Raw genomic sequence first — 12766 nt, 5'->3', positions numbered from 1 at the left:
ACAATGGTTAAATATGGAAATATCAAGAGCATTCAGTACGATAAGTGAGTCAGTAGCCTACTTTTTTAGAAGACCAGGCATTGGATATTACATTCCCTTGTATCAAAGAGAATATAGTTGGGATGAAGAAAATATAGAACAATTGATGGATGATATCTGCTCTGGAGTTAGAGACCTTCTCGATTCTCCAGATACCCTTCATTTTATGGGAACTATCATCCTTGTCACCGAAAATGATACTGAAAGTAATATCAAACCACAAGACCCTCGTGCGCTTCCTTCTCGTATAGATAATGTTATAGATGGGCAACAGCGATTATCAACTACTACTTTACTGGCTTGTTGCCTCTACGAAAAAATATATGAAATAACCAATAAATTACCAGAGAAAGATACATATGAAGAATTAAAGGAAGCCAGCGAAGCTTATTTAAATACTTTGATGGACTTCTTTTCGATTGACCTGATGCGTGGTAAACCTAAACGTAAACCGATTATTATTAGAGGGTCAATCGATGGATGGACGCTGAGTGGAGAAGATAATCAACACTACAAATCTGATGTTTCATCTTTTATTGCCAGCTTTATCCGTGCAATTGACAAGAAATCTTCATTCCCTGATGCTAGAAAAAATTCGCTAGTTGCTGATAACTTAAAAGCTATAAAATCTTGGTTGAATAGAGTAGAAAATGCTCATAAGGATAGTGAAGACTTTCCTCCTGCTTGGCAAATTCTGGAAAAGGTCAGCCAAGTTGATTTGTGGAGTTACCAGCGACCAGAATTAGTTAGCTTGGTTCAAAATCACGATGAAAAAGTTTGTTCTCTTGTACAGCTTTTTGCTTTCTGTTATTTCTTGCTAGAACGCTGCTGTCTAACATTAATCCAGCCAGTGTCGCAGGTTAGAGCATTTGATATGTTCCAATCTCTGAACGCAACCGGTTCTCCCTTAACTGCGCTAGAAACATTTAAGCCACTAGTAGTTAATGATGCAGATGCAAAAGGCGATGGATTTCAAGGCTCAAAATTTGAAGAGTATTTTACACACGTAGAAAAACTTACGAGTCCCTTGCGTAGTGCTTCTAGTAAAACAAAACGAACAAATGAGTATCTCAACCTCTTTGCATTAGCATACGATGGCAAGAAATTGTCCAAGCAGTTCAGCGCCCAAAGAAAATGGTTAGTTGACGTATATACGGAATACGAACATATCAGCGATAGAGAAGAATTTATTCGTCAGATGGGCGATACTGCGACTTATTGCAGTAAGTTAATTTATTACCCTAAAAAGGAGAATTTACCGAAATCGTTACCAGAAATAGATGGAGTACCTGAAGCAGATAGACAACAAGCTATACTTTGCATTCTTTACCTTCAGGATGCAAACCACAGAATGGCAAATACAATATTAAGTCGCTTCTATAGTCTTGTTCTTCGTAACGAACCAAATGCAGATAAAGAGTTTGCTCTAGCTTGTAAAGCAGTAGCTGCATTTTTTACTCTGTGGCGTTCCGCTTTAACAAATACTGGTCTTGATGATGTCTACCGAGTATTGCTTCGTGACAAAATCTCATGGAAGCAAGGTAATTCTGCATTGACAGTTGACGCACTGAAAATAGAATTAATGAGTGAACTCACAAAAAGAGGGGTAGGAACTAACGAAGAATGGAAGAAAAAAGCACTTCATTATCTGAAATATAATAACGCTAAACAAGTTTGTAGATTTGCATTATTTGTAGCTGCACATGATACGATTCCAGATCCCACAGAACCAGGGCTAATGAAAATTAGTAGACCAGGATCTTATTCATACTTAGAACCAAGTAAATGGCTTACTGAAGATTTTAAAAGTATTGAACATGTAGCACCGCAGAAACCAGAAACAAGTGCAGATTGGGATGTAGCTTTGTATGAAAACAGTGATAGCGAACAAATTGGAAATTTGACTCTTCTCCCTGTAGAAATTAATAGTTCTGCTGGCAATAAAGGTTGGATAGAAAAATATATTTACTATCAATATCTAGCAGAAACAGACCCTGATAGATTATCAAAGCTGAGTCAAGAAACAGAAGAATTTGGAATTAAATTAAATATAAATACAATTAAGTTATTACAAAATACTTCGTATAAACATCATATTGAGCCAATTGTACAGTTAGGTGGAAATAGTAAATGGGATAAAGCTTTTGTAGAAAAAAGAACTGAGCGAATATGTGACATTCTTTGGATGCGAATGTATGAATGGCTTAGTTAGTTCTACTTGTTAGTAAAAAATTTTGTATCAATCACAAAGCTATGCCTAAACTACAACTCAGTTTTCATACTACTTTTGCTCTAAAAAAGGAAGATTTATTTAAAATTATTCGGGCTGCGGCGGAAGAAAAAGGTTTAAATGATTCTCTGGATGGTTTAATGCAGCGAACTGGCCTAGGAAACAAAAAAGTTACTCCTATGATTAGCTGGGGAACTCGTGCAGGTTTAATTAGCGAGAAGCGTCTAACTTCAGAGGGAGAAATTGTGTGGCGGCTAGATAATTGCTTGGAATCAAATGTTACAGACTGGGTAATACATTTTTATCTTAGCTTTGGGGATAAAGGTTTACAGTCACTACCGGATAAGCCAGCTGAATGGGGTGGTTGGTCTTACTTAGTGTATGATTTTTTACTACAAAACAAGAGTTTTACGATTGATGAATTACAGCATTATAGTGCGCTGATTTTTGACCAAGAAAATCCTAAAAATATTGTTAAAAATTTTAAAATTGTTCTACGAGCATACACTGAATCCCAAGCTTTATCATCCTGCAAGTTTTTGGTTTTAGAAGAAAACCAATATAAGGCTGGATATAGCCGCTTACCAAATCCTTACTTGGTCGGATATTTTCTGGCAAAATTATGGGAACGTGACTTCAAAGGCGAAGGTTCCGTTTTGACTGAATCTATTTTGAACCAAAAAATGGGACTTGCTCCCGTGCTGGGAATAAAAACAGAAGCACTACAGGAACAATTAAATGCACTAGAAGCATACGGAATTATTGAACAACGGCGAACAGTACCCCCCTTCCAGATAATTCCACGCTGGGATGACCCGCTTGCATTGTTGGAGAAAGCGTATGAGTACGATCTCTAATATCTCCCTACGAAATGCAAGACCTGACGACAAAGTTCATTTACTGCTGTGGGATACACCCGATGAAAACGAACTTGTACGCATAACTCTGCGTGATAATGCTCTTAGAGTCAACTACCGAGAAAATTTGCTACAAAGAATACATCCAGATGAAAGCTTTCTCGCTCTCCACCATGACTTAGATCGGGAACTAGAAGCCATTAAGTCAATGTGTTGTGGGATTAGTCAACAGGTTGTTTTACTGGAAAACTTAGACTGTCTGATTACTTACTTGCAAGTTCAATCTCGCAGTCACATTACATTGTTCTGGAACAACCTAGAAAAAACTCGCAAGCTAGAAAAACTTTTATGGATACTACTTCCACACCAACTAGCACCGAAAAACTGGCCTGAAGAGCGAATTCAGCTTATTTTATCAGGATAATTTGTACGCTATATCAATTTTGATTTTAAATCACTTGCTTAATTAAAATTCTATGCTTCTCAGCCAACTTGTCGAAATCAATGAAAAAGGTAGCATCGCCAGTTCTGTTAACTTTGGTATGATGGACAATCCAGAGACAAATTTGCATCTCTGTGAAGGATTTATTTTCAACTACGACCAAAAGAAACCTGAACTATCGACAGTTGGGATTTTAGATGGGTTACGACGTAGCTACCATAGCCCAAATGAGCCAAATATTCACCTGATGATTCAGGATTACGGCAAGGGTAAGTCGCATTTTGCCGTTGTTATATCTAACTATTTTAAAAATTCTTTTAACAATCCTGAAGTACAGGGGATTCTGCACCAGGTGGAGATAGCGACGCTTAATAAAAATAAGGGAATTGCAGAAGGATTAAAACTACATAAACAAAACCAACAGTACAATCATTTAGTTATTTGTTTGAGTGGTGATAGAGGTGGCGATATAAGAAAGCAGTTTCTTCAGGCACTTGTTAAAAATTTGGAAGCAGAAGGTATCACAGACTCTCTAGCGCAAAATACTTGTAGTGAACCACTGCACTACTTGGAAAGTTTGGATGAAGAGGATAGAGCAAAAGCTGAACAATATTTGCGAAGTATCAACTACTCTGATGGAGATTTAAATAGCATCATCCGCCAACTCCGGGATAATAACCCTAGTATTATTCCTACTGTAAAAGAACTCGCTTATCACGTTACAGGATTTACTCCTGATTTCTCTGCAAATATAGATATCGAAGCAATTCTCCAAGACATACTGACGAATTACTGCACTGGAGAAAATAAGAAATTCCAAGGTGTTTTAATTCTTTTTGATGAACTAAACTATTACCTGCAATCTTGGTCAGTTGACCAAATTGGTGCTGGTGGAACAGCACTACAAAATATTACTAATATCTGTGAAAATTACAGGGGTAAAATTGCCCTGATTAGTTTTGCACAATTTCATCCCTCCAGAGCTATCGGAATTTCTGCTAATACAATCCAAAGCTATCAAAAGATTGCAACCCGCCTTGCACCTAAAGACAGTACATATGATAACCCAGCTTCCAGTTTAGAATTGGTGCTGGATAATCTACTAATTCAAAAAGAAAATTCTCTTAATTGGGGAGAATTTCATTCACGTTGGTTTGACTCTTTAGTTCGTGAAGCTAGAACAGCTTACGAACAAAGAATTAAAATTTATCGAGAACAAGGTTGGACTCAAGAGGAATTTTACCGTCGTCTTGGTAAAGGTTGTTTTCCTCTCCACCCAATGACAGCATATCTTTTATGTAATCTCGATTTTACCCAAGATAGAACTGCAATTCAGTTTATCAAGGGCTATGTGAAAAAATTTATTCAAGATGAATCTGTCGAAAAAGTAGGTCAACTCAACTACATTTATCCTATTGCATTAGTCGATACTTTTGTTGAAAACTTCTCGAACGAATCGGTATATACCCACTACAAAAAAGCTTTAGGTTTAGTAGCTGGTTCTGATGACACAGACGAATTAACTGTTCTCAAAGCCTTGTTCCTATTCTATGCTTGTGGTGAGAAGCTGACAAAACCAGATAGAGAAGAACATCAAGAAATTTTGGTTGCTTTAACAGGTTTACCAAAATCTAGGCTGAAGGTGGCGCTAGATAAATTAGAAAAAAACCGAGATATCATCTATTATCGACCCGAAACTAAACTTTACCGCTTCTGGGAAGGCATTAGCCCCACAGGTATTGAAGAAGAAATAGAGGATAAAATCAAAAATCAATCTACATCAATTTATGATGTAGTTGTCCACTGCCAGTCAAAAATTAACGCTTATTTAGGCAATCAAACAATTACTGCTACTCAATTCGTTCAAGATAACAAATTGGTTGGCGAAGATTGGCAGTTTGAGTACAAAATATACAGTATTGATAGATTAATTAAGGCGCTAGAAAGCGACCAAACTCTTAAAAATATAAAAGAAAGAGGTATATTGGCATATGTGCTGGCAGAAACTCAAGAAGATTTACAAGAGTTTCGTCGTAATGTAGATAGTTACTTATCTAAATCTGCGATTAAAAATAAAATTGCTATTGCTATTCCTACGGAGGAAACCGGAGATTTAGCTCGTGTACTTTTGAAAATAAAAACTCTTGAACAAAAAGATGCTGCGGAAAAACAGTTTTTTGGAGCAGCATACAAACAGCTTCTTCAGCGTTGGCAAGACCAAGTAAATACACAGTTAGAAAGGCTATTGAAATCTTGTACTTATCACTGTGTTGGTTTAGAGAGATTACCATCAAGCGAACAAGGGAAAGCACAACGGGTAATCAGTGTTCTTTTGCAAGAACTTTACCCTTTAGTACCACCTGTAGCTGAAAGTGAAAAAATGCGACAAGGACATGCTACAGGTTCAAAAGTTGTTGGTTTTGTTTCTCGGCAACTTTTTATTGATAGCCTTACTCCCCACACTCTACCACCTGATAAAGCTTACAAAGATGTTATTGAAAGAATTTTTGTTACTAGTTGGGGTTTACTTAAAAGTGCATCTCAGAAATATATACTTCAAGAGCCTACCAATGAAAAAATACGAGCAGCTTGGGAGAAAATTTCTGAAATTACTGAACTAGATGGACTTCCTGAAAAAATTATTGACTTGGAAAAAATTTGGAAAGTTCTTTCTGCTCATCCTTATGGTTACAGTGAGTACAACTTTACAATTTTATTAGCAGGATGGCTATCTTATCACAGCAAAGAAGTTTCTTTACGCGGACCAATTAAGCTGTCTACTAAGAAGGGAGAATTAGTATCTATACAGCAGAAATCACTAAAAGATTGGGCAAACTCTGATACTGATGTCTTGCAAAAACCAGCAGCATTTGTTACCGACTGGATAATTAAAGGGAAAGCTAAACTCATTCGCCGTCAAAAAGCAGAAATGCCAACGCTTCCTGCAACGCGAATGAACTATGATCAAGCACTGCAATATTTAGCAGCAGTCGCACCATTTTTGGAAACAAATGAGCCAGATCCAGTCGAAGTGGACGAAGTAAATAAAAATAGAGAATCTGTAAGCGCTGGCGTTGAGCAAATTGACAATTGGTTGCAGCCAGTTGTAGAAGTAGAGACACTAGCTGCCGAGATTCCGTTGGACGTACTGCTGCAACTTTATCCTCGACTGATGGAACGTCCTCCAGCCATCAACCTTATACCTGATGCTATTTCAGTCCAGCCAACACAACAACAGCGCGATCGCCAAACTCAAGCACTGCAAAATGTCAGCCAAAAAATTACAGAATTTATAGAAACTATAAGTAGACGTTCTGAGTTACTTTCAACAGAAGAAGCTTGTAATGCTTATAAACTCGAAATTCAAGGGACTATTAACCAACTAAACCCGATTACAAATTTACCTTCCCATTTACTTGAAATTTTACAAAATGCCATCCGAGTTACAGATTTGAAACTAACAGAAATTAGGGAAGAGGCTCAAGTTAAGAATTGTCTGTTTCAAATTCAAAGTTTCAATAAAAGCCTAAATGACGATGCAACTCAACAGGATTACATTAGCATCCGTGCTCAAATTAAAACTTTTGCTCAAAGTATTCCTAATAGCTCACAAGAAGCTGTAGAGGTTCAACAAATATTACAAAATTTAGAACAGCGCTATCGAGAATTATCGCAACAAATAGAAATTTGGGAAGAACGTTCTTCTGGGGTAACTTCTAAAAGTCAAATCCTTGATTTGTTTGAAGAAATCAGCAGACAAGACCGTCGTTTTACAGAAGAAGCCAGTAAGCAAAGGTTAACAGCACTGCAAGAACAACTTAAACAAGAACTACTTAAAATACAAAGTAGGGATGATACAGAAAAGCTAGTTAGGGCTGAACTATCAAGCGCTCAATATAAATTACAGCGTATTCGTGACTTGTCTTTGGACAAATTAAGCGAAGCTTTTCAGGTTTATCAAGAATTAATTAATAGTAGTTTGCCATCGGCAGAACAAGCTGTTGCCTTAGAGGAATATCATAAAAAATTAGATGGATTTAAGGCTCAGGGACGCACTGTTATTACTGACAAGTTTGCTCGCATTTATAACAAAAGACCTAATCGCTTAGAGGATTGTGAGTCCTTGCAAGAGCAGTTGCAAAGAGGTCAAAAAATTCTGGCTGATGCTGAAGATTTTGTTGAAGTTAGGACAAATATTGAACAGGCTCTCCAAAATTTGGAATTACAGCGCCAAGAACTGCAAAGGCATTTACAGGAACAACAAAAGCAGACTGAAGACAAGCAAATCATCCAAGAAATTTATAAGTATCAACCTGCTAACAAAATTAACACTATCCATATTGGTGAGCAAGCTATTAGTGAAATTGAGAATTTAAGGAATCGCTTGAATAATCCAGAACATTTGACTGCTGAAATTGAACAAATACTCAACTCTATTAGAGATAAATTAACTGTTCATAGGCAGAGTTTATCAAGTATAAATAATCGTTTGTCCAGGGTAGATAGTCTCACTGATTTATCTCGTATTAGCACAGAATACGCTAGACTAGAACTGGTTTTTCAAGGTTCTGCTGATTATCCTGCTTATCAAGATTTACAGCAACAAATTCAAATTTTAAGCGATGACATAACGCAAATACAAAATTTAGAAGCTCGTTTTCAGAAATGTAATGATATTAGTAGCTGCAAAGATGTATTAGAAATAATAAGTCGGATAATTAATAACGAGCAATTAATTTTCCATAATTTAGAACGTTTTCGAGGACGACTTCTTAATTTAGAAGAAACTGTACGTAAAAAAATCCAAGATTTTATCTCTGAACTGCAAGAATTTGAGTATAACTTGGAGTATTTAACAACAGTGCGAGACGCGCAACGATTTCAGGAAGATTTACTGAGAAAATCCTCACAGTACATAAATTCTGATGTCGAAGAACAGTACGAAGCAATTAAGTTAGAACTAAAACTACTGATAGAGCTTTTGCAAATAGCAGAATCAATACACACCAACACTTTGGATTCTTGTCAAGAAAAATTATACAGGCTAAGAGAGTGGCAAAGTATTACTGAAGGTTTGTCAGTTAACCTACGCGATCGCCTTGAATCATTATGTGCAGAAATCGAAGAAAAAAAAGCAGAAATTACACAACAACAAAAAATTGCTGCCGAAGAGTGGCTGAAAGAACTAGGTAATCAATGTAGTCAAATGTATCGATTGCTTGATGATGAAGAAAAATTGCTCACAGCCAACGATATTCTGCAACAAATTCAAAATAAAAGATATCAGTATATTGGGCTATTAAATTCTCTCCATCAACAATCTTTAAATTATATAGAAAGCCAATGTCTTGAAGAGCAGAGTAAAAACAAAGCCAATCAAATTTTGGTATTATTTCGACAACTTCCTCGTTTACAGCGACGAAATTTGTACGAAAGGTTAGAGCCATATCTCTCAGATGACACGGAGGAATTACATGATTAAAAACATAACTTTCAGTCTGTTTACTCCTCCAGTTACAACCTCCAATCACCAGCAAAATCCAGATAAACCTATTGTACTTGACCCTACCGAGTTATACGGTATTCCCCCTGGCTATATTCAGATTACAACAGACGTAGAGTGGTTCAAGTTTTTTGGTGTGACTAACTCTCCCTGCTGGGTTAAAGGTAAGCGATTGTGTGAGTGGGCAGAAGCTTGGTTAAGGATAAGAAATAGGACTGCCCAAATCGCAGAAATAAAAATACACCCACGTGCAAAATTGGCATCTTTATTTCAGCCTTTACCTTTATCTAGCGATTGGACTGACGAGCAATTATTGATTTTAGCTACTAAATTAGACTCTTATCCCCAAGATAACCCGATTGCCTATCTTTTAGCAGACATTACAAATAGTGACCAACAAATATGGTTGGCAGAACCTTCTATTGAAAATTTAGCTGCTTGGTTAGCAATTTTAGTACCAAAAGAATGCGAACCTTTAGAGCGAGTGTGGCAGCAAAAGTTTCCAGAACATGACTTAGCAATTTATTACAAAACAGAAAATAAATTGTCCCTACTCAGCCGTTGGCTTCATATTGCCGAACCCGTAATTGAAGAACTTGGTAAGTATCCTTTACCAATTCCCAATTTTATTAATGAAGAATTTGATAGATATTGGGAGCAAGAGTTACTCCATACTCAAGGCAAAATATTAGATAATCTCATCCTCAATGAACAACCAGGTATCGAGCGGATTAAAACTCTTGCCTATAATGTCTTTAATAATCGACCAACCTGGCTTAATCAGGTAAGAGAAACAACGCTGAATACATATCTCAGCTATCAGCAAAAAGTAGAGCTAAGTCAACGCCAACCTCCACCCCAACCTCAACCTTTGGCTTTAGATGCTACTCCCCAAGAAGTTCTTAGCTGGACGATTGAAAATTATCTCCCCTTCCGTCGCTGGGAAACAGTTATTGAGCAAACCTCTTCAGCCCAAAGAATTAGTGACAGATTAGCGGATAGTTTTGTCGAATGGACGAGAAGAAACTATCCAGCAATGATAGTAGACTCAGTAGCAAATTCTTGCCTTAACTACAATGTGGCATCTCTAGTGCAAAATCTTTGTCAAGAAAGTCCTGTGCTGTGGGTAGTAGTTGATGGACTAGGATGGTTAGACCATCAAGAACTTATCTCCTTGCTGATTGAGGATTATAAACTAGCGCCAGAAGCGGAAATTGAGCCAAGATTTAGCATTTTACCCACTAAAACAGAGTATGCAAAATGGAGCTTGTATGCTCAACTTTTACCCAATGATTCTTCTTGGGTTGCTGATGCCAGTAAAGCTTTTCCCAAAATGAAGATAGGCAAACGTTACACGGACGGACAACTTGATAAACTTTACGCAGCTTTGAAGAAAAATACGCATAAACTGTATTGCTGGGATACTGACGTATTCGATAGCCTTTATCATAGCCAAAGAGACTGGCAAAGTCTTTATCAAATAGAACGTCCCCACGCTTTGGAAGGCATCGCTAAAAAAATTAATTACTGTTTGCAGCAATATCCAGACTCAGAAAACCTGAGAATTGTAATTGCCAGCGATCACGGTCAGATAATGGGTACATCTGAAAAAATTACTCACTACCCCCCAGAGTTGGAACCCAAGGGGAGAATGGCCATTGGTAAAACTGACGACCCTCGCTTTGTGGTTTTGGAACATGATCGCTACGGTCTGCCCTATGATATCAGTATTGTGAAGAGTTCGGCAACTTTAAGTGCTTTTAACTACAATCTAGATAAACAAGTCATCGGGTGTCACGGTGGACTTTTTCCTGAAGAAGTTGTTGTTGGGGTATCTGTCCTACGAAAATCGCAGCAACGGCTTCCAGTGATAATTTCTTGCTATGGTGAGGGTAAACCCAGACAATCTGGAGAATTGATAATTACCATTGATAATCCTAACTCGTTGCCGCTTACAGAACTTCGCTTATACATTAAAGAATTACCTGTTTTTTGTACCGGACAACCCATAGATAGAAAAATAGCAGCAAATGATCGGATAAGTTTTAAAATCGTAATTCCTGATGTACCTGAATTACCACCTACTTATGAAAGTAATCATTTATCTGTCTCCGGAAAATTAACCTTCCGCTTTGCCAGTGCTGAAACTGGAAGCACTAACCTTACCCCTGACTCTACAATTATCGTCAATCAAATTTTTAGTAGTGGTGGGATTAATATAGATGAATTCTTGTGAAGCACTTGCTTATAATAATAACTTAGTTCGTCATGTTTTTGGCAATCTTTGTATTGATAAAACAAGATTGCCATCAAGTGGATTAAGTACTATTGGTATACCAAGTTTTGTGGCCGAGTGGTTACTTGATAAAATTGTGCCAGGAGAGGGAACACTTACTTTCACAGAATTAGAAAAAGTCAATAGTTTTATCAAGAAAGCATTTCCCCGTAAAGATGACCGCAATGAAATTATTTTCAATCTAACTCAGGGAGAAGTACAAAAACTCATCGCCTTAATGTTAGTACGTGTCAGATTGGAAGAACAAACAAAATCAAAACCAAAATTAATTCCTGAACCTTCAGCCCAAATTCCTGCACTAAATTTAACAGAGTGTAAAATTGCCGCACAGGTTGTCGAACGCTACAAAATGCTATTGCGACAAGGGATATGGGGCAAAATCAGCTTATCCATGCTTTCTGATGGCAAAGTAGAAGTCATTGGTTTTGAACCATTTCAATGTTCTCAAGTTGATTTACAAGCTTATGCTGATTGTCGAGATGAATTCAACACGCAACAATGGCGCGACCTAATATTTTGCTCGATGGGTTTTAACCCAGAACATCCAAGTTATGACCAGCAAGCAAAAACATGGATACTAGCAAGATTACTGCCATTAGTGGAATCTAATTTTCACATCATGGAACTAGCTCCTAAAGGTACAGGTAAAAGTTTCGTTTTTGAAAATATTAGTAGTAAAATTGCCTTAGTTAGCGGAGGTAAAGTTACTCCAGCCCAACTTTTTATCAATGGCAGAACTAAAGAAGTCGGATTACTTGGTCGTCATGATGTTGTAGTTTTAGATGAAGTTCAAAGCTTAACTTTCGATAACCCTGACGAAGTTATTGGACCACTAAAAAATTATCTCGCCAGTGGTCGCTATAATCGCTCTGGCTTTGCTGATATTGCTAGTGACTGCTCTCTGGTTATGTTGGCAAATATAGAATTACTAGAAATAAATGGACAATTACAACCACGTAATGAAGATAATTTAATCATTAACCTACCCAATTTCTTTGCAGAAACTGCATTACTAGACCGTTTTACTGGCATCATTCCCGGTTGGGAAATTCCCAAGTTTAAAAGAGAAATGGTAGCTTCTCAAGTAGGTTTAAAAATGGATTTCTTTGGTGAAGCTTTACTATCTTTACGCCAAGAAGGTCGCTTTATGTCCTATGCACAACAGCATACACAATTTGATAAAAATACGACTATTCGTGACCAAAATGCTATTTTGAAGGCAGCTTCAGGCTTTCTAAAAATTCTATATCCGCATTTGAAGTTGACATTAATGGATTATCAGCGTGATTGCTTGGAACCAGCCCTAAAACTTAGACAAGCAATTCGTAATTCACTGTACCATCTCGATGATGAATTTAAGCAATTTGGTAGAGAAATTTACGTTGAGGTCAAGTGATTA

General features: G+C 37.2%; 6 protein-coding genes. All 6 read left to right on the top strand.

From position 1 onward, the window contains the following. The first annotated feature begins 13 nt into the window (after positions 1–13). Genes BV375_RS09710 through brxL form a run of 6 tightly spaced genes read left to right on the top strand, consistent with a single transcriptional unit; the run spans position 14 to position 12763 of the window. Complete coding sequence (locus tag BV375_RS09710) at positions 14–2251, top strand: DUF262 domain-containing HNH endonuclease family protein (protein ID WP_086759839.1); 2238 nt, start codon at positions 14–16, stop codon at positions 2249–2251. A 41-nt stretch (positions 2252–2292) separates the two neighbouring features. Further along, the gene (locus BV375_RS09705; protein WP_086759837.1) at positions 2293–3126 is read left to right on the top strand and encodes a DUF4007 family protein; all 834 of its coding nucleotides are present in this window, start codon (positions 2293–2295) and stop codon (positions 3124–3126) included. Next, entirely contained in the window at positions 3110–3550 is a 441-nt protein-coding gene (locus BV375_RS09700) for a hypothetical protein (RefSeq protein ID WP_086759835.1), read from the top strand. The genes BV375_RS09705 and BV375_RS09700 overlap by 17 nt, the downstream gene beginning before the upstream one ends. A gap of 52 nt (positions 3551–3602) precedes the next feature. Continuing rightward, on the top strand, positions 3603–9050 hold the full coding sequence (locus BV375_RS09695) for a hypothetical protein (RefSeq protein ID WP_086759833.1): 5448 nt from the start codon (positions 3603–3605) through the stop codon (positions 9048–9050). After that, the gene (locus BV375_RS09690) at positions 9043–11307 is read left to right on the top strand and encodes a hypothetical protein (protein WP_243713892.1); all 2265 of its coding nucleotides are present in this window, start codon (positions 9043–9045) and stop codon (positions 11305–11307) included. The genes BV375_RS09695 and BV375_RS09690 overlap by 8 nt, the downstream gene beginning before the upstream one ends. Continuing rightward, on the top strand, positions 11294–12763 hold the full coding sequence (gene brxL / locus BV375_RS09685) for a BREX system Lon protease-like protein BrxL (RefSeq protein ID WP_086759831.1): 1470 nt from the start codon (positions 11294–11296) through the stop codon (positions 12761–12763). Before BV375_RS09690 ends, brxL begins: the two co-directional genes overlap by 14 nt. The last annotated feature ends 3 nt before the right edge of the window (positions 12764–12766 follow it).

Origin of the sequence: Nostoc sp. 106C (assembly GCF_002154725.1) — a bacterium.
Classification (GTDB): Bacteria; Cyanobacteriota; Cyanobacteriia; order Cyanobacteriales; family Nostocaceae; genus Aulosira.
This window is presented reverse-complemented; position numbering and strand designations above follow the sequence as displayed.

Coding starts and splice junctions, on each gene's coding strand:
- BV375_RS09690 (WP_243713892.1), top strand. CDS start 9,043: ATGATTAAAAACATAACTTTCAGTCTGTTTACTCCTCCAGTTACAACC.
- BV375_RS09705 (WP_086759837.1), top strand. CDS start 2,293: ATGCCTAAACTACAACTCAGTTTTCATACTACTTTTGCTCTAAAAAAG.
- BV375_RS09695 (WP_086759833.1), top strand. CDS start 3,603: ATGCTTCTCAGCCAACTTGTCGAAATCAATGAAAAAGGTAGCATCGCC.
- BV375_RS09700 (WP_086759835.1), top strand. CDS start 3,110: ATGAGTACGATCTCTAATATCTCCCTACGAAATGCAAGACCTGACGAC.
- BV375_RS09710 (WP_086759839.1), top strand. CDS start 14: ATGGAAATATCAAGAGCATTCAGTACGATAAGTGAGTCAGTAGCCTAC.
- brxL (WP_086759831.1), top strand. CDS start 11,294: ATGAATTCTTGTGAAGCACTTGCTTATAATAATAACTTAGTTCGTCAT.